Genomic DNA, 24,603 nt, shown 5'->3' on the forward strand with positions numbered 1-24,603 from the left:
AGCTTAGAGATTTTGTTTTTGAAGTTGGTCAACAATATATTCAGAAGCGCGCATCGATAAAGCCAGAATGGTCCAGGTACAGTTTTTATCTGCCTGCGAGACAAATACACCCGCATCTACCACAAACACATTATCCACATCGTGCAGCTGCTGAAATTTATTGGTTACCGAAGTTTTAGGATCGTCACCCATACGCGTGGTTCCTACTTCGTGGATGATTCTTCCGGGTTTGTGCAAGCCGTAATCCTGCTCTTTCCCCGGTTTGTCACCTAGAGGAATTCCACCCAGATTTGTAAGTACTTCCTCAAAAGTATCCTGCATATGCTTAGCCTGATTGCGCTCCTGATCAGACCATTTGTAGTGAAAACGCAACACGGGAATACCGTATTGATCAACTACATTCGGGTCGATTTCGCAGTAGTTCTCATAACGTGCGATAGACTCACCACGGCCGCTCATTCCCACAATGGCGCCATAATATTTCTTGGCATCACTGCGTAAAATATCCCCATAACCGCCGGCTTGAGTACCAAAGAATTTATTGAAATCGTTTACGTTAAAGCCAAAACCATAGCTGGGCATTCCCATACCACCCCAAACTTCGATGTGGTAACCGCGGGCAAAATCGAGCTTGGAGTTATCGCCCCACCAGGGGGTGTACACGTGCATTCCGCCCACACCGTCTTCGTTATAGGAGACTTTGCGGTTCATCAAATCGGGCACAAAAGCCATACGATCCCCGCCGGTCGAATCGTGTAGATAACGACCTACTAAGTTGCTGCTGTTGCCCAGGCCATTAGGATGCTGTTTGCTCTTGGAGTTGAGCAAAATACGCGCGGTACTACAGGCTGAAGCACCCAGAATTACCACACGTCCCTTAAGTTTATATTCTTTGCGGTCTTCTTTATTGATGTACGAAACACCTGTGGCTTTCCCTTCTTCATTGGTGGTAACTTCACGCACCATACAATTTACAAACAGGTCAACCTGACCTTTGCTTTTTTGCGCCGGAAAAACCAAACAGGTTCCGGCAGAGAAATCGGCATAGGCTGAACACGCCCGGTTACATTGACCGCAGTAAAAGCATACCCCACGCTCGTTATTGATGCGTTTGGTAAGCATGGACATTCGAGACGGGTAAACCGGCAAATTGGTTTTACGAGCTCCTTTGATGTAAAAAAGTTCGTGAAGACGCGGTTTGGGTGGGGGTAGAAAGAAACCATCGGGATCGTTAGGCAGACCTTCATTAGTGCCAAAAACTCCGATGAGTTTATCTACCCGGTCGTAATAGGGTTTGATGTCATCGTACGAGATGGGCCAGTTTTCACCGTGACCGTCAACGTCTTTGTGTTTAAAATCTTTTGGGCCAAAGCGCAGCGAAATACGCCCCCAGTGGTTGGTACGCCCACCCAGCATATGCGACCGAAACCAGTCAAACTCAGTGCCGTCTTTGTGGGTGTAGGGTTCGCCTTCTATTTCCCAACCGCCGTAAGCAGCATCAAACTCCCCAAAAGGGCGGGTTTTTCCGCGACCGCGTCGCTGGGATTCGTAGGGCCAACGCAATTGGGTACGCTGATCGGGATCTGCAGGGTCAAAGAAGGGTCCCGCTTCAACAACGGCAATTTTAAGACCTGCTTCAGAAAGTATTTTGGTGGCCATACCGCCACCGGCGCCCGAACCTACGATTATTGCATCGTAGAACGTGGCATCTTCGATTATTTGCATGGAATGCGGATTAAAATACCGTCATAATTTAAAATTATTTTAAGAAAAACGAAGCACTTTTCGACGAATACCATCTGCGGGTAGATAGAACCCTACATTTAAAACTACAAATGCCCCGGAAACTACCGAGGCATTTTGTTTAGATCAGGATATAATTTTTAGTTTGAAGTTTCGGCTTTTGCCAGTCGCTTCTGTTCTTCGCGGGCTTTGCGCTTATCTGCAAACTTCACTTTGGCACGATTGGTCAGGTAGAACATAACCGGTACGATTACCAAAGTCAGGAAGGTTGCGAAAACCAGTCCGAAAATAACCGTCCACGCCAGTGGTCCCCAGAAAATCACGTTATCACCACCTATGTAAATTCCCGGATCGTAATCAGTAAATAAACCGAAGAAGTCAATATTAAGACCTACCGCTAGCGGAATCAAGCCCAATACCGTAGTAATCGCCGTAAGCAATACCGGTCTAAGACGTGATTTACCACCGGCCACAGTAAGTTTAAAGTATTCTTCACGGGTGAGATGCTCGTCATCTTCTACACCCAGTTCTTCTTTTTTACGGTCGATAAGAATCTGCGTGTAATCAATCAAAACAATCGCATTGTTTACCACAATACCTGCCAGCGAGATGATACCCATCATCGTCATCAGGATTACAAAGTCCATCTGGAAGATTATCAGACCCAGGAATACTCCAACCAAACTCAGAATTACCGCCATTAAAATGATAATGGGTTTTGAAAGGGAGTTAAATTGCGCAACAAGAATCAATAGAATAGATCCCATCGCAATGCCCAGAGCCATAAGCAGGAAATTCAGGTTGTCTGCCTGCTCTTCCTGTTCTCCGGTAAAGCTGTATGAAATACCCGCCGGAGTATCGTAACCGCTTAATTCTTCTTTAAGCTGGCCCACAATTTCAGTAGCGTTGTAACCCTGTTCGGTAAGCACGTTTGAATATAAAGTGATTACGCGTTTGAGGTCTTTTCGCTTAATCGCACTAAAGGCTGAAGATGCTTTTTTATCTACAAGTGCGGAAATAGGCACCTGTACAATTTGACCCTGATTGTTTCTAAAGGTCACCGGCTGATTAAACAGCGCGCTTTCGTCATAACGGTATTCGTCATTAAAACGCACGTTGATTTCATAATCATCATCTCCTTCTTTATAGGTCGAAGCTTCTTCCCCATAAACCGAACGTCTTAAGGTCTGGCCAATAGCAGCAGTTGAGATACCCAGTTGGCCTGCTTTTTCGCGATTAACCGTGACGCCAAGTTCAGCTTTAGAGCGGTTCACATCAAGTTTAAGTTCTTCAATACCACCTATACCCAAATCTTCAATATAGGTGCGCATATCTTCGGCAGCGAGAAGCATTTCCTCATAATCCTTACCGCTTATTTCAATATTGATAGGGTATCCTACCGGAGGACCAGCAGCATCTTTTTCCACAATTACCGAAGCTCCGGGAAAACCTTTTACAGCATCACGCACTTCACTCAGCACCGTGCTACTTTTTACACCGCGGCGCAGTTTAAAATCGCGCATAGAGAGTGTGATTTTTCCTTTATGCGGCATCTCATTGCTTTGTCCGCCATCGGTTTGTGGGTTTCCGGCACCCTGACCTACCTGTGAGATGGCGCTTTCGACCATAAAGTTATAGCCGTCAGGATCTTCATACTTTTTAATAGCGTCAAAAACACGTTGCTCAATTTCCTTGGTGAGCGCGTCTGTTTTTTCAATTGCGGTTCCTTCCGGATACTCGATGTACGTGATGATTTGATTGGGTTCATTTTCCGGGAAAAACAAGACTTTAGGCTGTACAATTCCCAGCAGCATAAACGATAGAACCAGCATCAAAAGGGTTCCGAAGAAAAACACGTAGGCCCGTTTTCCGCGAAGCGCAAACTTTAAAAAGCGCTCATAAAAGTTCTCCAGATCTTTCAGGGATTTATACTGAAAGTAGCGCACAGCACCGGCAAGAAAGTATTTATAAGCCCACAGTAATATTGCAAAAAGCAACATCAGGTTACCAATACCTCGCAGTCCGCCTGAATCGGTAATAAAGCCGCTAACCAAAGCGATAATACCCACACCGGCAAGAATTAAACTGTAGCGTATCAATTTTTTCTTGGTAAACTCTTCCTCTTCGGTTTTCATAAAACGCGAAGTAAGCATGGAGTTGATGATAAGGGCCACAAAGAGTGACGAACTCAACACTACTGATAGCGTTATGGGAAAGTAAATCATAAACTTACCTATCGTACCCGGCCACAGACCCAGCGGGAAGAAGGCTGCCAGCGTAGTTGCCGTTGAGGCGATAATAGGCCAGGCGATCTCGCCCATACCTTGCTTGGCCGCTTTTATGCGAGACATTCCCTGATCCATCAGGGAGTACACGTTTTCTACCACTACAATCCCGTTGTCTACCAGCATCCCCAGACCCATTACAAGGCCAAAAAGCACCATCGTATTGAGCGTAAAGCCTAAGGCTGAAAGAATAGTCAGTGACATAAACATAGAAAGCGGAATCGCAAAACCTACGAAAAGCGCATTTCTAAAGCCCAGGAAAAACATTAATACAACCACTACCAGGATTACCCCAAAGATGATGTTGTTGACCAGGTCATCAACCTGATTTTCGGTCTTTACAGACTGGTCGTTAGTAAGGCTGATGTGGAGTGATTCGGGGTAGTAATTGTCCTCTTCCTCTTTTACAATTTTCTTGATCGATTCTACCGCTTCGATCATGTTTTTACCGGCTCGTTTTTTAACGTCAAGCATCACCACAGGCTGGCCGTACTCCCGCGCAAAGGTGGTGGGGTCTTTTTCTTTAAAACGAACGGTAGCGATGTCTTTCAGGAAAATGTTTCCACCGTCGCGCTTAACTACAATGTCATTAAGCTCCTGCGGATTGTCAATTTCACCTAAAACGCGGATGTTTTTACGCAAACCGTCGGTAATCACGTTACCGGCAGAAATGGTATTGTTTTCAGCTCTGATCGCATTGAGAATGTTATCAAAACTAACCTTTGAAGCGGTCATTTTATAAATGTCTACCGCGACTTCAACTTCCTGTTCTTCGGCACCGCGTATAGTTGCTTCTTTAATCTGCGGAAGCAATTCAATCTTATCCTGAAGGTGCTCAGCATAATCTTTAAGCTGTTGCACCTGGAAGTCACCCGTTAAGTTGATGTTGAGAATAGGCTGCTCTTCTGAAATATTCAGGTCAAAAATATTGGGCTCAACCTTCGCACCGTTATCCAGGGTTGGCCAGGTGGTTTCGGCTTTAACTAAATCAACCTTATCCTTCACCTTGGTTTTGGCTACGTTAACGTCTACATCTTCCTCAAATTCTACAATGATGATGCTGTAATCCTGAAGGGTGGTAGAGGTAATTTCCTTAACCCCACCTATGTCGTTAAATTCTTCTTCAAGAGGTTCGGTGATAAATTTTTCTACATCTTCGGCAGCATTACCGGGGTTTACTGAGCTTACATAAATCTTAGTCTCAATAATCTCAGGAAACGCCTCTCGGGGCATACTGTAATAGGCTGCTAGACCGCTTATAAGGATGATGGCTGTGATTACATAGACCGTCATCCGGTTGTCTATCGCCCAGGACGAGATGCCAAATTCTTTATAATTGTTTTTTGCCATGTTACTGGTTGTTTGAATTTTGATTTTCTAAGGTCACTTCCTGCCCGTCTCTAAGGGTACGCACCCCTTCAATAATTAGCTGATCTCCGCTTTTTAAGCCCGAAACAATTTCGACCTGCTTGTCTGCGGTATAGCCTTTTTCAATTTGTACCTGTTTTGCTACAGCGCCGTCTCCTTCGCTTACATAGATATAGGTAATGCTGTTGCCGGCTGCATTTTGCTGAATGGTATTTTCAGGAATTACAATAGCATTCTCTGAAGTGTAATCGTTAACCATAACGGTAGCAATAAGGTTGGGTTTGATCGCACTGTCTGCGTTTGGCAATGCCACTTTCACGTCGAAAGTCCGGTTATCGGGGCTTACAAAATTACCAACCTGTCTGATCTTACCCTCGTAGGTTTTACCTATGGAAGCCAGTCTGATTTTCACGTCGGTGCCTTCATTTACTTTGCCTAAATAAGCTTCAGGGATCGAAGCGTTGACGTACATATCGCTCAGGTTTATAAGTCTGATCACCGGAGTCTGACCGGCATTTACCACCTGTCCCTGATCTGCGATAAGATTGTCAATCACACCTGAAAATGGAGCGGTGATCACAGTTTTGCCGATACGTGATCGCATTTGGTTTGTAGCCGCCTGCATAGCTTCGTAATTGGTCTTGGCTTCCAGATAGCTGATTTCAGAACCAATTTTCTGATCCCAAAGGCGTTTTTGACGCTCAAAAGTGGTTTTCGCCAAAGCAAGCTGAGCTTCCTGACGGGCGAGTTCGCTGCCCAAACCGCCATCATCTATGCGGGCCAGGCGTTGCCCTTTGGCAACACGTTGTCCTTCTTTTACATAAACCTGAGTCAAAACTCCGGTGTATTCAGGATAGAGTACAATATTCTGATCGGTTTCCACATTGCCCTGTACTTCAAAATAATGCTCAAACAAAGTATCTTTTAGGGTAGTTGTGGTTACCAAAGCTGCTTTTTTGCTGGTGTCTTTAGCTTCAATAGCCGCTGTAAGCGAGTCAATGCTGGCTTTAAGCTTAGATTGCTCCTGAAGCAATTCGGTTTTCTTGGCTCGCATCTCACCAAGATTTCCGTTTTCAATGATATCGTCAACGGAGTCTTTTTTGTTTCCGCAGGAAAGCAACAAAAGGCTAACAGCTAAGAGAGTAAGTATATTTTTCATAAATGACAGGTGTATGATTTAATCGTTTTTTGGTTGATAAAGTGAAGTGTCGAGCGCTTTTTCAAGAGCGGCTTTATTGGCAATAACTTCGTACATGGCTTGTAAATAATTTTGCTGCGCCTGGTAAAGTTGGGTCTGAGCCTCGCTAAGCTCAAAGCTTGAAGCGATACCTTCAAAAAATTTGACCGAATTTTTATTTTCGATACGCTCTGCGAGTTCCAGGTTTTTTTCCTGAGTGGCAAAATTGTCGAGAGCAAACTGGTAATCGTTGCGGGCTGAAGCGATTTGCAGTTTTGCCTGATTGCGTGCCTGCTCCAGATCTTCAAGACTCTGCTGGTAAGCCATTTCTTTTTGTGCTGTACGTGCAGCTCGCATGCCGCTGCTAAAAATGGGTACGGCAAGCGAAACTCCGGCGACCGACTGCTCAAAATAGCGTTGTTCGTTACTTAGAAACGTAAATTCATTGCTTGCACCGGCTGTTCCATAATTCACAAATGCGGTTAGGCGGGGCAGGGCTTTACTTTTCTCCAGTTTTACCTGAATTTCCGCCAGATTAGCCTGATCCTGAGCGATTCTAAAATCGATGGTGTTTTCAGGGTCTATGGTTTGTGAAAGCAGATTCAGATCGTAGTACTGCATCGCAAGATCTTGAAGCTGATCTGTAACCCTTAGTTTACTGTCAATAGGAATTCCTAAGGTAAGTTTCAACATATCGTATGCAATAGCCAGTTGGCGTACCGTATTGTTGAGTTGGGTCTCCAGATCGAGTGCGGTGATTTGCAGCTGTTCTACGTTTTCTTCTTCGGTAAGTCCGTTTTCAAAAATCTTCTGTGTATCAGAAAGGTTTTTATTTACGGTCTCAAGGTTTTTCTGGAGAATGCGAACGCTTTCTTCGGCCAGAAGCACATTGCCGTAAGCTTCAATAATGCCCTGTTTGACTTCCAGGTCTGTTTTGACCTTGGCATTTTCAGAGATCTGTAAAAGCGTTTTCGCAGATTGAACCCCTACTATATAGGAACCGTCAAAAATAAGTTGATTCCAGGTGGCAGTCGCCGAAGCATTTTGCTTGGGGCTAAATTGCACCGGAGCAAAAGTGCCGGGCTCAGCATCCGGATCGAAAAACTGTGCAGGGATAAAGGATGTGGGCTGAATGAGCTGGTTTTGGTAATTGATCTCACCGCTTATCTGGGGCAAGCCCTGAGCGATGATTTCCCATTTTTGTTTAAGCGCAATGGCCACGTCTGTCTGTGCGTTTTTGGCACTGTAATTATTTTCCAGACCATATATGATGGCATCCTGCAGACTCAGCGCGTAGGTCTCAACTGCCGTGCTGTCCTGAGCATTAGCAAAAAAGCCCAGACTTAACAACAGGAGGAGAAATGTTGATTTTAATTGCATTAGTCTTCGTTTGAGTGGATTAGGTTATTAAGAATTTTACGTCCTTCGGGGGTGACAATACCTCTCAGGTGATATTCCAGATACGATTCATGAAGGCTTGCTGGAGCAAATTGCTCTAAAGGGAACAGGCTTTGGTCTTTAATCCCGGTAATGCCTAAAAAATAAATGCGGGCAACAAACTCCGGTTCAAGATTGCGTCGATAAAGCCCTTTTTCAAGACCGTTATTTAGATTTCTAAGTACACAGCGCTGCATAAACTCGTATTGATCGTTTTTGAGCTCGTCATAAATCCTGGGGTAATATTTTTGCATCTGCTGAATGGGATAACTGCGCTCACCTTTCAGGTAGTGCATCACATATTTTTTGATCTCATATAGTTCTTCTATGGGATTCATATGCTCACCCACAAGACATTCAATGGTTTGCTTTAAATCGGTAAGAATTTTCAAACCTACCTCGCGCACCAGTTCGGTCTTATTGGTGAAGCTGGTATAAATCGTCTTTTTAGATATGCCCATATGTGTGGCGATATCGTCCATTGTTACACTTTTAAACCCCTGGGTTAAAAAAAGTTCGCTTGAATGTTTTAAAATTTCGTCTTTCATTGCGGCGCAAATCTACTGCGGAAACTTTAAAAACTAAAATAGTTTCCGTGGTTTATTTGACATTTAATGTTTTCTTAACAAAGCCTTTTTACGAGCTTCTTGAGGTATTGTCGTTTGTGTTCGCCAAGAGTGTGTTATTTTAGCGGAAAATAAATGGAGCATGCTGCGTATTGATCAATACACCGAGATTTTTACCGAATACCTCAATCAAAAGATAACCCCCAGAGAACCGCATAACCTTTACGAACCGATAAGCTATATTTTGCAGTTAGGCGGTAAGCGCCTGCGCCCGGTACTTACCCTGATGGCGACTTCGGTTTTTGAGGCTGATTATAAAAAGGCGCTTGATGCGGCTCTTGCTGTAGAGGTTTTCCATAATTTTTCATTGGTACACGATGATATTATGGATGATGCGCCCCTGCGACGTGGTCAGGAAACCGTGCATGAAAAGTGGGACATCAATACCGGGATTTTATCAGGTGATGCGATGTTGATTAACGCCTATCAGCTTTTTGAGAATTATGAGGGCGAAACCTTTCGTAAACTGGCCAAATTATTCAGTAAAACGGCCATTGAAGTCTGCGAGGGACAGCAGTACGACATTGATTTTGAAAGTAGAGACGATGTGACGTTGCCCGAATACCTCAAGATGATTGAATATAAAACAGCTGTTTTGGTAGGTGCTGCTCTTAAAATGGGAGCGATTGTGGCAGAGACTACAGCGTCTAACTGCGAGCGTATTTACGAGTTTGGTCGCGATCTGGGCATCGCTTTCCAGCTTCAGGATGATTATCTGGATGCGTTTGGTGATCCGGAAACCTTCGGTAAACAGGTGGGCGGCGATATTATTGAAAACAAGAAGACGTTTTTATACCTCACGGCTTTAGAAGATCTGGAGCCGGAGCAAAGCATACAACTTCGGCATTTGTTCAGTATCAACCCGCAGGATCCTTCCGAAAAAATAGAAACCGTTAAGCAGTTATTTCAGGATTCTGGCGCTGCTGCTAAAATTCAGCAGGAAATAGAAGCCTATACCCATCGCGCTCTTGAAGTTCTAAATTCTATGGAGGTTAAGGAAGAGGGCAAAGAGGTGTTGCGTAAATTTGCACACGCATTGATGCGGCGCACGGTTTAGTGGAAACTTTAGCGATTTTAAAAAAGGCAAAAGCGGGCGGCTTGTATGAAGCGCTGATCACCCAACTCAATAAAGATTTTCTGAGGGCGGGTCTTTCAGAACAGTTTGATGAGCAGATAACGCCTGAAGCTTTAGCGCGTAACCTGCGAGCGAGCTTATATGCGCAAATTCTTTCCGATTTTGAAGGTTACCTGACTTTGCTTTATACCATAGATGTTTCCGAAGCTAAAATCAAGGCTTTACCACCCATGGAACTTCACGAACTTACCGGGATCGTGAGTGCTCTAATTTTAGAGCGCGAGCTTTTAAAGATTTCATTTAAAAATAGACCCTGACAAAGGGTTGAATGGCGCTGGTGTAAATGCTGTTAGTGTCATCAAACAGCACATTATAACGGACGCCAAATGTCATTGGACCGCTCCGGTAACCGGCTCCCAGAAATAGCGCGGTATTCCAAAAGTCCCTGTTTCGGTTACCACCGTCTAATTCCTGCTTTTGGCTCACGTATAATTCTTCCAGTTCGGCAGAAAGCTGTATCTGACTCAGGGGGTTGAAAAGCGCAATAACACTACCACCGGTGATTGAAGTCTTAAAATCACCATTTTTTATGTAAGAGTAACTCAAGCCCGGCCCAAAAGCAAAATATTCGTTGAAGTTGTAAATGGCACTGGGTGCTACATTGAAGAAGAAATAATTATTCCCAAAACTGAGACCCAGCCCACCGCCGTATTGCACCTTGTCCCAAAATCCGGGTTGGATAGACTGGGCTTTGAGGCTTTGATTTGAAAGGAATAGGCAAAGTGCAAGTACGGGAACGAAATGGAAAATTTTCATAGTTCAAATTTTAGGAGAAGTCTTCTACGAAAAATTACGTTTTTTCTGACGTTCTTAAATGTTAAGGATATGTATAAATTGAAAATGCAGCACCTAAATGGATGGTAAATATTGTATTTTTGCCCAATTATCGCTTAAAAAATCGACAGATTTAATATATAAAATGGATAGATTTTCATTTCTCAATGCAGCTAATACTGCATATTTCGCAGAACTTTACGATAAATACCTCCAACATCCTGACAGTGTGGAGCCTAGCTGGAGAGCTTTTTTCCAGGGCTTTGACTTCGGTATTGAAGAAAGCGGTATTGTCGCAGACTTCTCAGACTCGCAGCCTGATGCAGCTCCTGCACAGGAGGCAGTCTCCGATCGTTTACAAAAGGAATTTCAGGTTGTAAAACTCATTGATGGCTATCGCACACGCGGGCATTTGTTTACCAAAACAAACCCGGTTCGTGAGCGTCGCAAATATGAGCCAACTCTGGCTCTGGAAAATTTCGGACTTAGCGAAAACGACTTAGATACTACTTTTTCCGCAGGTGAAATTCTGGGAATAGGGAGTGCTACCCTGAAAGAAATCATTACGCATTTAGAGAAAATCTATTGCGAATCAATAGGTGTTGAATATATGTTTATCAGAAAACCTGAAGAGATTCAGTGGATTCAGGATAAGCTTAATATCAACGACAACCATCCTGATTTTTCTGCGGATACCAAGAAGAAAATCCTTAGAAAACTCAACGAAGCGGTTTCCTTTGAGACCTTCTTACATACCAAATATGTAGGGCAGAAGCGCTTTTCGCTTGAAGGGGGAGAGAGCTTTATCCCTGCTGTAGATGCGATTATTGAAGCTGCTGCAGACCGGGGCGTAAAAGAATTTGTGATGGGTATGGCTCATAGGGGTCGTCTCAATACACTTACCAATATTTTCGGCAAGAACGCAAAGGATATCTTTAGTGAGTTTGATGGTAAAGACTATGATCAGGAAATTTTTGACGGTGACGTTAAATACCACCTGGGTTGGACATCAAGCCGCAAGACCGATAACGGAAAGGAAATCAACATCAACATCGCCCCAAACCCATCTCACCTGGAAACTGTGGGAGCAGTGGTAGAAGGGATCGCACGGGCAAAACAGGACCGTCATCACTTTGAAAAACCCAATGAAGTACTGCCTATCGTGGTTCACGGGGATGCGGCCATTGCCGGTCAGGGTGTTGTGTATGAAATTATACAAATGGCACAATTGGATGGGTACACCACAAAAGGTACCATTCACATTGTGATTAATAACCAGATTGGCTTTACCACAAACTATCTGGACGCACGTTCTTCAACCTATTGTACAGACGTGGCAAAAACTACGCTTTCACCGGTATTGCACGTAAATGCAGACGATGCTGAAGCGGTAGTTCACGCTTCCTTATTTGCATTAGATTTTAGAATGGAATTTGGTCGTGACGTATTTATTGATCTTTTAGGCTATCGTAAATACGGGCATAACGAGGGTGATGAGCCGCGTTTTACCCAGCCTAAACTCTATAAGGCGATTGCGAAGCACGATAACGCACGCGACATTTACGCTCAAAAGCTTATTGAAGAAGGCATAATCGATGAGAATTATGTGAGTAAGCTTGAAGAGGAGTATAAAGAAAAGCTTGAAGAAAAGCTTGAAAAGTCACGTGAAGAAGACACAACGCGCATCACTGCAATTATGCAGGATGAGTGGGAAGGTTTTGAACCTGCCACCGAAGATGAGATGATGCAGCCTATAGATACGACCTACGATCTGGACGCCCTTACCGAAATAGCCGAGACCATTACGCAGCTACCCGAGGGTAAAAAGTTTATGCGTAAGATCGTTAAGATTATAGAAGGGCGTCGCGCGATGTACTTTGATGATAATAAAATTGACTGGGGTCTGGCCGAATTATTGGCGTATGGTTCTCTGTTGAAAGAAGGTTTTGATGTGCGTATGACCGGTCAGGACGTAGAGCGCGGTACCTTCTCGCACCGTCACGCGGTAACCAAAGTAGAAGAAAGTGAAGAAGAAATTGTACTGCTTAACAACCTGAAAGGGGAGCAGGGGCATATGTATATCTTCAACTCCCTTCTTTCAGAGTATGGCGTAGTAGGTTTTGATTATGGTTATGCCATGGCAAGCCCACAAACCCTTCCTATTTGGGAAGCACAGTTTGGTGACTTTAGCAACGGTGCGCAGATTATGATAGATCAATACATCTCTGCCGCAGAAGATAAATGGAAACTTCAAAACGGACTGGTGATGCTTCTGCCTCACGGGTATGAAGGTCAGGGAGCAGAGCACTCTTCGGCACGTATGGAGCGCTATTTACAGCTTTGTGCTGTTGACAATATGTACGTTGCAGATTGTACCACTCCGGCAAACTTTTACCATTTGTTACGCCGCCAGCTGAAAACCAATTTTAGAAAACCGCTTATCGTGTTTACGCCAAAGAGTTTGCTAAGACATCCTAAAGTGGTTTCTACCAAAGAAGAACTGGCAAACGGAAGTTTCCAGATGACCATTGACGATGATTCGGTTGATGTAGAAAAGGTGAAAACGCTGGTTTTCGTAACCGGAAAGTTTTACTACGACCTGCTTGCACAGCGTGAAGAACTGGGTCGTGAAGACGTGGCTTTGGTGCGTATTGAGCAATTATTCCCGTTGCCCAAAAATGAAATCAGAGCGACCATTGAAAAATACAAGAATGCAGATGATGTGGTTTGGGCTCAGGAAGAACCGCGCAATATGGGGGCTTACGGGCACTTGCTGATGCATTTACCGGAGGCTCAGAAATTCAGAATTTGCAGTCGTAAATTCTATGGTGCGCCGGCTGCAGGTAGTTCTGTACGCTACAAACGCAGACATCAGCGCGTTATCGACGACGTGTTTGACAAAAACTCAAATAACCAATAAAAAGATTTTTCGCTTTCGCGAAAGCATAAAAGTTAACAAAGAAGAATTATGGCTTTAGAAATGAAAGTCCCTTCACCGGGAGAATCGATCACCGAAGTTGAAATTGCCCAGTGGCTTGTAGAAGACGGGGATTATGTTGAAAAAGATCAGGCAATTGCCGAAGTAGATAGTGATAAAGCAACCCTTGAGTTGCCTGCAGAAGCAAGTGGTATTATTACCCTAAAGGCGGAAGAAGGTGATGCGGTTGCCGTAGGTGAAGTGGTTTGCCTTATTGATACCGATGCTCCAAAACCGGGAGGTGGTGATAAGAAAGCTTCCGGAGATGAAGGTAGTGGCGGTGATGCCGAGAAAGAACTGGCCGAAAAAGATGCCAAAAAAGAAGATACAAACGAGAAAGCAGATGCTAAGAAGGAAGAGCCTTCAAAATCAAGCACTCCTTCTCAATCTCAGGATAAAAAGAGCTACGCGACAGGAACACCTTCGCCTGCCGCTAAAAAGACGTTGGATGAAAAAGGAATTGATCCTAAAGACGTTAAAGGCACCGGTCGTGATGGTCGTATTACCAAAGATGATGCGGTAAACGCCAAACCTTCTATGGGTACTCCGGGAACCGGAAGCCGTGGTGAGAGCCGTTCTAAAATGTCTATGTTGCGTCGTAAGGTAGCAGAGCGTTTGGTTACGGTGAAAAACGAAACCGCGATGCTTACTACGTTCAACGAGGTAGATATGTCTGCGATTTTTGCGCTTCGCGAAAAGTATAAAGAGGACTTTAAAGAAAAGCACGGTGTAGGTCTTGGTTTTATGTCATTCTTTACTTTGGCTTGTGTACGTGCTTTAGATATGTATCCTGCGGTAAATTCGATGATTGATGGTAAAGAGATGATCACCTATGATTTTAAAGATATTTCTATTGCCGTATCAGGACCTAAAGGTCTTATGGTGCCTGTAATCAGAAATGCCGAAAACTTAAGTTTTCGTGGAGTGGAGTCTGAAGTTAAGCGTTTGGCACTAAGAGCTCGTGACGGTCAGATTACAGTTGACGAGATGACCGGTGGTACCTTTACCATTACGAATGGTGGGGTATTTGGCAGTATGCTTTCTACACCAATTATCAACCCTCCACAATCAGCTATTTTAGGTATGCACAACATCGTTGAGCGTCCTATCGCTAAAGACGGAGCTATCGCAATCGCACCTATAATGTATGTGGCACTTTCATACGATCACCGTATCATTGATGGTAAAGAATCGGTAGGTTTCTTGGTTGCTGTTAAAGAGGCGCTAGAGAATCCCGAAGAATTGTTGATGGATAATAATGTGCTTAAAGCTCTTGAACTTTAAGTTTAAGCACAGCTTAATAAGCAAAAACGGGTCTCAAATTGAGACCCGTTTTTTATTTACTTAAGTATGGTTATAAACCTACTTGCGCTGTTGTGGCCTATTTGCCCATAGCCATTCGTGGTACGTGCGTGAGCGACAACATTAAAGGAATAAGCGCAGGTTACCGGCGGTACATACACGCCACTTTGTGGGGCCATCAGATTATTGGCACCCTGCCAGAGCGCGATGCCTGAACCCGCATGTGTTTCACTACGTAGACTTTGTGTATGACCTTCTCCATATTTTGCATATACATTGTAGCTTAGTAAATTACCTTCACTGTCAAATGCATCAAATTTCACTTTAATACCGTCTGTTGTATTGCCGTTGAGATTTACAATTCCGCAGGCGTTTACTTGCTGCGATCCGTGCATAATAGCATCAATACTTACCTGCGGCACATTATTGTCTATATAAATAGTCAAGGTTTGAGCAGGGTTTGAAATTTTTGAGTACGTGCCCGAACCATAGGTGTAAAATTCTACTTGAAATTGATGTAAACCGGTTTTCAAAAGCCTGGAGTCAAACTGCATCAGTAACTCATCTATTGAAAAATCATAGCTAGACGGGTTGTACAAAAAGTAATATCCTGCATTATTTGGAGCAATGTTTACAGGGACGTATTTAGTGCCTACAAGACGGTAATTAGTCCACCCTGAGGTAAAGTTTTCAAAACTTCCGCTGGTGCCTTCTCGGTGTAAAACACGATAGTATTGCGAACCTGCCATACCTGCCACAGCCTGCATTTTGAGTCGGTTGCCTATAAGATTTAGCGTTCCGCCAAATGCGTGATTATCTGTTTTGACATAATAGGTACTTGTTGTTGTTGCCCTTCCGGTAGTTGCATTTATTTGAGTGGAAGGGATGAGTCCAACACTACCAATCTCAGGTCCTTGTAATGACTGTGCAATTGTAGGTTTACGGGAAAACTGAATACGATGCAGATTGCTAAAGGATGTGTAGAAATTTGCCGGAGTATCGTAATTGAGTTTAGGAGCAGAGGAGTGGATACGCAAACCAAAAAAGGTGTAGGGTAAAAACCACCAGGTGGCCAGACTCACGTTCAGTTCGCTGAGGTCTAGTTTAAATTTCCAGATACGATGAGGCGTTGTCGAATTTGGTGATGCGCCAAAGTCATACCGGCAAGCCGATTCGGAAGGGGTGTTGAGTAAACCCGTCCATCGACCCGGTCCTAAATACAGCTGTTTCCCCATTTTGTTGGGTTGATTGGGGTAAACTCCGTAATTGATATCCTTATTCGGAGTTATCGCACGATTGCGGTTGGTGTCAAAAGTCAGCCAGAAATAATCGCCGGTACCGGGATCATTGTTGGTGTCCTCAACAAAATCAACAGCCAGGTATAAAAATTCTGCATCGTTCTTGGCCCAAAGGTATCCTCCGGGAATTTCCATTTGATTTTCAAAAGACCCGACCCAGATTTCGTCATTTAAAGGTTCAGTTAGATCCATGGGCTCTGGAGCCCAGCTCGATTTTAGTGTTGCCATGTTCTTAGATTTTTTGTGAATAGGGAAAGTAGCAACTTCAAAATCTAAAATAGTAAGGTAAAACACTGAAATTCAAGGGGTTTTTAGTGTTTTGGTGTTTGGGTGTTTTACCTGTAAAATAAAAAGGGGATTTAAGAACCTTCTTTAAGAACCTCGACAATTAAGTGTTTAAGCTCTTCTTTGGTCGACACTCGAGGATATGTTCTTCCCGCCTTCCGATACCAGTATTTTGCATTCCAGTCGTCGCCTTCAACCCGGTGCAGATGTGCATGAATATGACTACCCATAGGGGTGTGCAGGTCCTGAGCGATATCATGGGAAGCTTCCCAATCTCCTTTGGCCATAAACCAAAGTGCTTTTAAAGGCTCAGGCCAGTTTGAGGGTGGTTTTGAAGCTTGAAAAGTATCTTCAAATTCAGTATAGGTTTCCGGTATTTTCATGGGCTTTCGGCTAAATTTTAAAATGCTTAAGATAACCAAACCCATATCAAAAGACTAATTCCTATTTTTGGTATTCTAATTTTTCGAACCAAACACATTCCATATATGTCCACTCAAAAACGTCTTTTTCTGCTTGATGCCTATGCTTTGATTTTCCGCGGTTATTATGCGCTTATTAAAAACCCAAGGGTAAACTCAAAAGGTCAGGACACCTCGGCGATTATGGGTTTTGTCAATTCGCTTTTTGATGTAATTAAACGCGAAAAGCCCGATCATCTTGCGGTTGCCTTTGATAAAGGTGGAAGCTCGGAGCGTGTGGAGCTGTATGAAGACTATAAAGCCAATCGCGACGAAACGCCCGAAGCGATACGGATTGCGGTTCCTATCATTCAGCAAATTCTTAAGGCGATGCACGTACCCTGTATCGAGATTGAAGGGGTAGAGGCAGATGACCTGATCGGTACGCTGGCCAAGCAGGCCGAAAAGGAGGGTTACCAGGTTTTTATGGTGACTCCTGATAAAGATTATGCGCAGTTGGTTTCTGAAAATATCTTTATGTACAAACCGGCCCGAATGGGTAATGGCATTGAGATTTGGGGAATCCCGGAGGTTCAGAAAAAGTTTGAGGTAGAACGTCCCGAGCAGGTGATTGATTATCTGGGAATGATGGGTGATTCATCTGATAATATACCTGGATTACCGGGGGTGGGCGATAAAACCGCTAAGAAATTCATCAAAGAATACGGCGGACTCGAAGGTTTGCTGGCCAATACCGATGATCTTAAGGGTAAGATGAAAGAAAAGGTGATCGAGAACGCCGAGCTGGGTAGACTTTCTTACAAGCTTGCGACGATTATGACCGATTGTGATGTGAAGTTCAATGCAGAATCTTACGAACTTTCTAAACCTGATGCAGACAAGGTGCAGGAAATTTTTGATGAACTCGAATTCCGAAGACTTAAAGATCAGTTTATTAAGATATTTTCCGGCGAAGCCGATAGCGATACGGGTGCCGCTGTAAGCAATACCGAAACCGCTAAAAAACTGGTTTCTTCTTCTGAAAAAGCCGCCGCCGCAGGAGCCGGGCAATACAATTTGTTTGCAGACGGAAGCGATGGGATGGAAATCGAAGAGCGCAACACCCGCAAGACGATTAAGGATACCGAGCATTTTTACCAAAGTGTTGCTCCAGGAATGGCTCGGAAGCTTTTTATTCAAAATCTGATGAAGCAAACTTCGGTGTGCTTTGATACCGAAACGACTGATCTCGATCCGCTACAGGCTGAGTTGGTTGGAATTGCCTTCAGCTGGGAAAAGACCAAAGGATTTTACCTTCCATTTCCGGCCGAAAAAGAGGAAGCTCAGGCTTTAATTGAAGAACTGCGTCCATTTTTTGAAGACGAGAACATTGAGAAAATTGGTCAAAACTTAAAGTATGATATCAAGGTTTTGGCGAAATACAACGTGGAGGTCAAAGGAGAACTCTTTGATACCATGATTGCGCATTACCTGATTAACCCCGATATGCGCCATAATATGGACGTTCTGGCCGAAACTTATCTCAATTACACCCCGGTTTCTATCGAAGAACTCATTGGTAAAAAAGGTAAGAATCAAAAGTCTATGGCAGACGTGCCGCTCGAAGAGCAGACCGAATATGCGGTGGAGGATGCAGATGTGACGCTTCAGCTTAAGGAGCATTTTGAAAAGGAACTAGGCGAGGCCAATACGCAAAAATTGTTTAACGAGATCGAAATTCCCTTGGTGCAGGTACTTGCCGATATGGAGCTTGAAGGAATCAATCTCGATGAAGCATTTCTCAATAGTCTGGCGGAAGAACTTAACAATGACATCCTTTCGCTGGAAGAAAAGATCTACAAAGAAGCAGGCGAAGAGTTCAATATCGGTTCGCCGAAGCAATTGGGTGAAATCTTATTTGACAAACTTAAACTGGTGGATAAACCGAAGAAAACCCGTACGGGGCAGTATTCAACCGCTGAAGATGTGTTGTCTTATCTGGCTCCTGATCACGAGATCATTCAGCACGTATTGGATTATCGCGGACTTTCAAAATTGAAAAGTACTTATGTAGACGCCCTGCCCGAACAGGTAAACCCTAAAACCGGCCGCGTACATACCGATTATATGCAGACGGTGGCTGCAACCGGTCGCTTGAGTTCAAACAACCCCAACCTGCAAAACATCCCTATCCGTACCGAGCGCGGGCGGCAGGTGCGCAAAGCCTTTATTCCGCGCAATGAAGACTATGTTCTGCTCGCTGCTGATTATTCGCAGATTGAATTGCGTATTATCGCAGCATTGAGCCAGGAGGAGACGATGATGGAAGCCTTTAAAAATGGTGAAGATATTCACGCTTCAACCGCGGCCAAAGTGTTTAATGTGCCTATCGAAGAAGTGACCCGCGAGCAGCGTAGCAATGCCAAGACGGTGAATTTTGGGATTATTTATGGGGTTTCGGCTTTTGGACTCAGCAATCAAACCGATTTATCCCGAAGCGAGTCAAAAGATCTGATTGACACCTATTACAAGACCTATCCCAAGTTGCGTAATTATATGAGCGAACAGGTAGATTTTGCACGTGAAAACGGTTATGTAACCACGGTGCTAGACCGTCGCCGCTATTTGAAGGATATCAACAGTAACAATGCTGTGGTGCGCGGTGCCGCAGAGCGAAACGCCGTAAACGCGCCCATACAGGGAAGTGCTGCAGACATCATCAAAATCGCGATGATCAACATCCACAGAAAGCTTAAATCTGAAAAATTAAAGACTAAAATGCTGCTTCAGGTGCATGATGAATTGGTCTTTGACGTCTACAAACCCGAATTGGAACAGGTAAAAACCATGATCAAAACGGAAATGGAAAATGCCTTTAAAATGGATGTGCCTTTAGATGTAGAACTGGGCGTAGGGGAGAACTGGCTTGAGGCGCATTAAGTCTTGAGTTTTATAAAATTAAAAACCCGCTTTAGGTATCTAAAGCGGGTTTTTTTGGCTAGTTCAAATTTATAATCTCAAAATCTTTGGGGGACTACCACCCTGGATTTTGTTGAGCAGCAAGTGTAGGGTTGTTGTTGATTTCCTGTTGTGGAATAGGCCACAGAAATTTAAAATCAGTGTAGGGAATTGCATTTACGCCATAAGGGCCATTATAAGCGGTTCCTAAGGTGTAAGAATCAGCAGGAGGGGTTCCGTTAGCAACTTTTTGAGGAATGCCTGCAATAGGAGCTAGATCATCTTTTTGCAAACGATGAATATCTGGCCAGCGTCTTCCTTCCATTACAAATTCAATTCTTCTTTCAGTTATGATGGCATTTACTAAGGCCGCAGGTGTTGCAAAATCTGCCGCTACATAAGCCTGTGTTGCTGGGTCTGCTAACGAGCGGTTTCTTACTCTATTAAGAGCTGTAAGTGCATTACCAGTCGCATTGGTGCGCGCATAGGCCTCGGCCATATTGAGAAGAACTTCTGCATAGCGAATTACGGGTGAGGGATCAGTGTAATTTACCGGGTCTTTGTATTTATTGGTATACTTCACGCCAGATCTTGTAGTTACCAATGTGCCTTCTCCTCTTCTCAAATCATCAGACAGCCACGCAGGATTTCTCCAGATGATGGGGCTAATAACTACAAGTCCGCGACGGTTGTATTGAGAAGCCAATGCAGCATTCACTCCGGGATTGTTTACGGCTGAGTTTTCAATAGAAAATATGGATTCAGTATTCCCATATCCGCTAGCAAATGGGCCGTTTGGAGAATCAGTAAGATTAAATCTAGAATTGAGCTTTACACCTTCCTGAATTACCATTGGCCAATTGCGCATATGCAGATAAGCTCTGGTTTTGAAAGCTATTGCAGCTTCTTTGGTAGCGCGGGTAATGGCCTGACGCGCATCTGCACGTTCACCTACTGCAGGAAGAGCAGCTTCAGCATCATTTAAATCCTGAATAATACGCTGATAACACTCTGCGACTGTATTGCGACCTTGGGCTTCGGCAGCTGCTAAAGTTTCTGTACTGTTAATTGCAAAATCTCTATAGGGTACACCCAGGTGACTTGCATCTGGAGTGTCATTATAGGGTCTGGCAAAATGGAATAGGAGTTCAAGGTGTCCCGCAGCTCTTAAAAATTTGGCTTCGCCGGTATAAATTTGAGCAACTTCGGGAGTTAAAATTCCATTTTCTAATGCTCTGGCAACACCTTCTATAACAATGTTGGTACGGTTGATCATTCGGTAAGTATCACTCCAGTAAAACACGTTATTTGCAGTGGTGGGATCATAGGTCCCTGTATAGGTTAATTGGTAGAAGGTGGCTACGTTTACCACATCTTCACCGCGGTTGTCACCTTGCTGTACAAAGGCTGCCCCAAAAGGATAACCTCTTCCCTGTCCATTATAATCTCCGCGTTGAGCACCGTTATACATACCGGTCACCGAAAGCGCCACTAGATCTGCAGTTGAAAATGCCGCATTTTCTGAGATGTCATTATAAGGCTCCAGGTTAAGCACATTGTCATCGTTACAACCGGCAAGCACTAACAGCAATCCAATGGCGATGGAAATACTTTTCAATTTATACTTCATGTTCATTTTTGTTTTATTTCTTTTCATGATGTTGATTTTTAAAATCCAACGTTAAGTCCGAACGAAAATATACTAGACCTTGGAGTTCCGTTTAAATCAACTCCCGCAGATTCCATTTCAGGATCTAGCCCGGAGTAGTCTGTGATAATCCAAAGGTTTTGCCCCTGTAAATAAAGTCTGAATCTGGATAGGCCTATTTTTTCAACAACCTCAGAAGGGAACGTGTACCCAAGTGTGATGTTATCTAGTTTGATAAAATCGCCATCTTCTAAGAATCGCGACGTAGCCAAAGCGGTAAGGTTAGTGGTTGTGTTAGTGCTCGCATATAATCTGGGCGTCCAACCGTCTCCCGGGTTGTCAACACTCTGCCATCTGCCTAGTATCTCAGTGCTATTATTCGTAAAGTTTTGGTTCAGTAAATCTCTTCGTGTTGCATTGAAAATCTTATTACCACCACTAAATCTAAATAAAAAGCCCAGGTCAAAATTTTTGTAATTCATATTTGAATTAAAACCTCCAAAATATTTAGGGAGTGACTGTCCTAATATAACCCGGTCGTCCGCAGCGCTTAAAGATGATGATTGAGAAACATCGGATGGATTGTTCGGGTCAAATATCGCGTAAGAACCACCAGGCAAAAGTCCCTGTACCAGTGTACCATCTGCCTTGTAATAAACAGGGTTTCCGTTTTGAGGATTTGTACCATAGTATCTTATACCATATATAGAATTTATAGGCTCTCCTTCTCTAACTATAGTATTAGTGCCAATACGATCTGCTCCATTCACTAAAGTGATTACCTCATTATCTACAAAAGAGATATTTCCTGATACTTCCCACTTAAACTCTTTATCAAGTAATCTGGCCGTAGCTGAAAATTCTAAACCACTGTTTTCAATATTTCCAATGTTTGCATTGTAATTATTACCCGGTATACCGAAGGATTGCGGTGTTTCTACTTGAAGTATTAAGTCTTCAGTTTTGTTTATAAAATAGTCTGCAGTTAAGGTAAATCTATTTTGAAATAGACCAAGATCAAGACCTGCATCATATTTAATACTCGTTTCCCATCTTAAATTATTATTACCAAACTGACTGTACGCAATCCCGTTATTATCTGCATAACGAGCAGGAGAGTATAGACCCAGATATGGATAGTTCCCAATGGAAACGTTACCAACTTTACCATATGAGCCTCTTATTTTGAGATCTGATACCACATCGTTGTTTTTTAAGAATTCCTCATTGCTTACTGTCCAACCAAAAGAGGCTCCAGGAAAGGTTCCCCAGCGTGTTGTTGTAGGAAGTGATGATAACCCATCTCTTCGAAGTGTTCCTTGAAGGTAGTAGCGTTGTTTGTAGTTATAATTAAAACGGCCTGCAAATGAAATGAATCCATTTTCGGTCAAGCCTCCTCCAGATCCCTGAACTCCATATGAACCGCTTATTAAAGCCTTACCAAAGAACTCATTACTTAAGTCAGTACCTGTGGCAAAAAAGTTTTGATTTCTTTCTTTTTGATATTCGCTTACGGCAGTAAGAGAGACATTGTGTGCATCGGCAAAAGTCTCATTATAGCTTAAGATATTTTGCCAGTTCCAGCGTGTTAACTCGTTATTGTTACTCTGAACACGTCCGTTAGAGCCATTACCATCGCCATGTATAGGACTCCAGAATAGGAAGCCGTTTGTATTGGCTTTATCAATGCTTACCTGGGTTCTGAAATTAACAGAGGACACGGGTTTGATGTCAGCGTAAACATTACCAATTAAGCGGTTAATTTTTGAAAAATACTTGTTGTTCTCAATCGCAAAAATAATGTTAGGTATGTTGTCGCCTACCGTTTCCAGGTTTGATCCGCGGCCCATTCGATCAGGGAAGGTGTCATCTAAATTATATCCTGTTGGGTCGTTGGAATCATAAGGAGATACGTTAGGATGCTGCCTTGTTGCATTAAATATGTTTCCGGAAAGCGAGTTTGTACCCGTATTCAAACCAAAATATTCTGATTGAGTAAGACCGGCATTGACACCTACGGAAACCCAATCCTGAATTTTTTGTTCCAGGTTTGCACGATAGGTAAAACGCTTGAATTCGTTAGGCTTTGCAATACTTTCCTGTTCGGTGTAACCTATGGAAAGGTAATATTTCAGGAACTCTGTACCTCCTGTAAAAGACAGATTATGATCTTGCTGAAACGCATTGTCATTCAATACTAAATCTTGCCAGTCTGTATTAAAATCTGTGCCTGCTGCCCAGTCAGACTGTCCACGATTAGATCGTTTCTCGTTTGAAATAGTTACAAAATCGGCAGCTCCTAATAAATCAAATTTGTTTACGGGTCTTGCGAAGCCGGTTGTTAGATTATAGTTTGTGGCAATACGACCTTCTTTTCCTTTTTTGGTGGTAATAAGAACAACTCCGTTTGCGGCACGTGAACCGTAAATTGCAGTGGCTGAACCATCCTTAAGGATTTCTATTGATTCGATATCGGCTGGATTTATATCTCCCAGAGCATTAGTTGAAGCGTAACCCCCTACATCTCCAGTGTAGATTGGAACACCATCCACAACAAATAAAGGGTATGTGCCTGATGTAATAGAGGCTATACCTCTAATTCTAAAGCGTGGAGTTTCTCCAATAATGCCAGATTGAGTAGTTACCTGAACACCCGCCGCACGACCTGCGAGTTGCTGATCAAAACTCGGAGTCACTAGGTTTGAGATATCTTCTCCTTTTACCTGCGAAATGGACGCAGTCAAATCTCTTTTGCGCTGTACGCCGTAACCTACAACAACAACTTCATCAAGTGCCTCGGTGTCCTCTTCAAGAGTTGCGTTAATCTGGTTTTGACCACCTACAGTAATTTCGCTTTTCTTGAAACCTACGTAAGTAAAAGCCAACGTTTGACCAGATTCAACCGAAATGGAATAATTACCATCAAAATCGGTCTGTGTACCGGTAGTTGTGCCTTTGACAACTACACTAACTCCCGGTAAGGGCATACCGGTAGCTGTAGTGACAGTTCCGGTAACGGTTTTTTGTTGAGCAGAAGCTGCCAGACTTAAGCTGAACAAAAGCATAAAAAATAAATTTTTTATCATTTAACAGTTTTATTGATTAATTCGCGCAATTTATATTAAATGACAATTGAAAATTAACAAGAATAAACTGGTGAGTGATAATTACATAAAAGATACTTTTTGA

At 43.4% G+C, this 24,603-nt stretch carries 15 protein-coding genes; 5 read left to right on the plus strand and 10 right to left on the minus strand.

Annotation, left to right across the window (positions count from 1 at the left end; all coding sequences use genetic code 11):
- Positions 1 to 3 precede the first annotated feature (3 nt).
- The 5 genes from CJ305_RS02345 to CJ305_RS02365 all read right to left on the minus strand — a co-directional run bounded on the left by CJ305_RS02345 (position 4) and on the right by CJ305_RS02365 (position 8,558).
- A complete protein-coding gene (locus CJ305_RS02345) occupies positions 4 to 1,725 on the minus strand; it encodes a GMC family oxidoreductase (RefSeq protein WP_099644620.1) in 1,722 nt (573 codons plus the stop codon).
- Between the two features lie 158 nt (positions 1,726 to 1,883).
- Complete coding sequence (locus CJ305_RS02350) at positions 1,884 to 5,378, minus strand: efflux RND transporter permease subunit (protein ID WP_099644621.1); 3,495 nt, start codon at positions 5,376 to 5,378, stop codon at positions 1,884 to 1,886.
- A 1-nt stretch (position 5,379) separates the two neighbouring features.
- On the minus strand, positions 5,380 to 6,555 hold the full coding sequence (locus CJ305_RS02355) for an efflux RND transporter periplasmic adaptor subunit (protein ID WP_099644622.1): 1,176 nt from the start codon (positions 6,553 to 6,555) through the stop codon (positions 5,380 to 5,382).
- A gap of 18 nt (positions 6,556 to 6,573) precedes the next feature.
- Positions 6,574 to 7,953: a TolC family protein gene (locus tag CJ305_RS02360; protein ID WP_099644623.1), complete on the minus strand. Its 1,380-nt coding sequence runs from the start codon at positions 7,951 to 7,953 to the stop codon at positions 6,574 to 6,576.
- Positions 7,953 to 8,558: a TetR/AcrR family transcriptional regulator gene (locus CJ305_RS02365; RefSeq protein ID WP_099644624.1), complete on the minus strand. Its 606-nt coding sequence runs from the start codon at positions 8,556 to 8,558 to the stop codon at positions 7,953 to 7,955. Before CJ305_RS02365 ends, CJ305_RS02360 begins: the two co-directional genes overlap by 1 nt.
- A 160-nt stretch (positions 8,559 to 8,718) precedes the next feature.
- On the opposite strand from CJ305_RS02365, the gene CJ305_RS02370 reads away from it, so the two are divergent.
- Entirely contained in the window at positions 8,719 to 9,693 is a 975-nt protein-coding gene (locus CJ305_RS02370; protein ID WP_099644625.1) for a polyprenyl synthetase family protein, read from the plus strand.
- Entirely contained in the window at positions 9,693 to 10,028 is a 336-nt protein-coding gene (locus tag CJ305_RS02375) for a hypothetical protein (protein ID WP_099644626.1), read from the plus strand. Before CJ305_RS02370 ends, CJ305_RS02375 begins: the two co-directional genes overlap by 1 nt.
- Here the strand turns inward: CJ305_RS02375 and CJ305_RS02380 are convergent.
- Positions 10,012 to 10,527, minus strand: coding sequence for a hypothetical protein (locus tag CJ305_RS02380; protein WP_099644627.1), 516 nt, complete (start codon positions 10,525 to 10,527; stop codon positions 10,012 to 10,014). The two genes, CJ305_RS02375 and CJ305_RS02380, sit on opposite strands and share 17 nt — an antisense overlap.
- Before the next feature lie 163 nt (positions 10,528 to 10,690).
- On the opposite strand from CJ305_RS02380, the gene CJ305_RS02385 reads away from it, so the two are divergent.
- Together CJ305_RS02385 and odhB are read left to right on the plus strand one after the other, a co-directional pair.
- Entirely contained in the window at positions 10,691 to 13,465 is a 2,775-nt protein-coding gene (locus CJ305_RS02385) for a 2-oxoglutarate dehydrogenase E1 component (protein ID WP_099644888.1), read from the plus strand.
- 48 nt (positions 13,466 to 13,513) lie between these two features.
- The gene (gene odhB / locus CJ305_RS02390; protein ID WP_099644628.1) at positions 13,514 to 14,806 is read left to right on the plus strand and encodes a 2-oxoglutarate dehydrogenase complex dihydrolipoyllysine-residue succinyltransferase; all 1,293 of its coding nucleotides are present in this window, start codon (positions 13,514 to 13,516) and stop codon (positions 14,804 to 14,806) included.
- 56 nt (positions 14,807 to 14,862) lie between these two features.
- On the opposite strand, the gene CJ305_RS02395 is transcribed toward odhB, so the two are convergent.
- Both CJ305_RS02395 and CJ305_RS02400 read right to left on the minus strand, forming a co-directional pair.
- Positions 14,863 to 16,350 (minus strand): hypothetical protein, encoded by a 1,488-nt coding sequence (locus CJ305_RS02395; RefSeq protein WP_143469338.1) that lies wholly within the window; start codon positions 16,348 to 16,350, stop codon positions 14,863 to 14,865.
- A gap of 131 nt (positions 16,351 to 16,481) precedes the next feature.
- Positions 16,482 to 16,790, minus strand: coding sequence for a hypothetical protein (locus CJ305_RS02400; protein ID WP_099644889.1), 309 nt, complete (start codon positions 16,788 to 16,790; stop codon positions 16,482 to 16,484).
- Between the two features lie 105 nt (positions 16,791 to 16,895).
- Between CJ305_RS02400 and polA the strand changes: the two genes are divergently transcribed.
- Entirely contained in the window at positions 16,896 to 19,748 is a 2,853-nt protein-coding gene (polA, locus tag CJ305_RS02405) for a DNA polymerase I (RefSeq protein WP_099644630.1), read from the plus strand.
- A 94-nt stretch (positions 19,749 to 19,842) separates the two neighbouring features.
- Here the strand turns inward: polA and CJ305_RS02410 are convergent, their stop codons facing one another.
- Both CJ305_RS02410 and CJ305_RS02415 read right to left on the minus strand, forming a co-directional pair.
- A complete protein-coding gene (locus CJ305_RS02410) occupies positions 19,843 to 21,423 on the minus strand; it encodes a RagB/SusD family nutrient uptake outer membrane protein (protein WP_223248782.1) in 1,581 nt (526 codons plus the stop codon).
- A gap of 11 nt (positions 21,424 to 21,434) precedes the next feature.
- Complete coding sequence (locus CJ305_RS02415; protein WP_099644631.1) at positions 21,435 to 24,500, minus strand: SusC/RagA family TonB-linked outer membrane protein; 3,066 nt, start codon at positions 24,498 to 24,500, stop codon at positions 21,435 to 21,437.
- Positions 24,501 to 24,603: the final 103 nt, after the last annotated feature.

This window comes from Leeuwenhoekiella nanhaiensis (assembly GCF_002744755.1).
GTDB classification, from domain to species: domain Bacteria; phylum Bacteroidota; class Bacteroidia; order Flavobacteriales; family Flavobacteriaceae; genus Leeuwenhoekiella; species Leeuwenhoekiella nanhaiensis.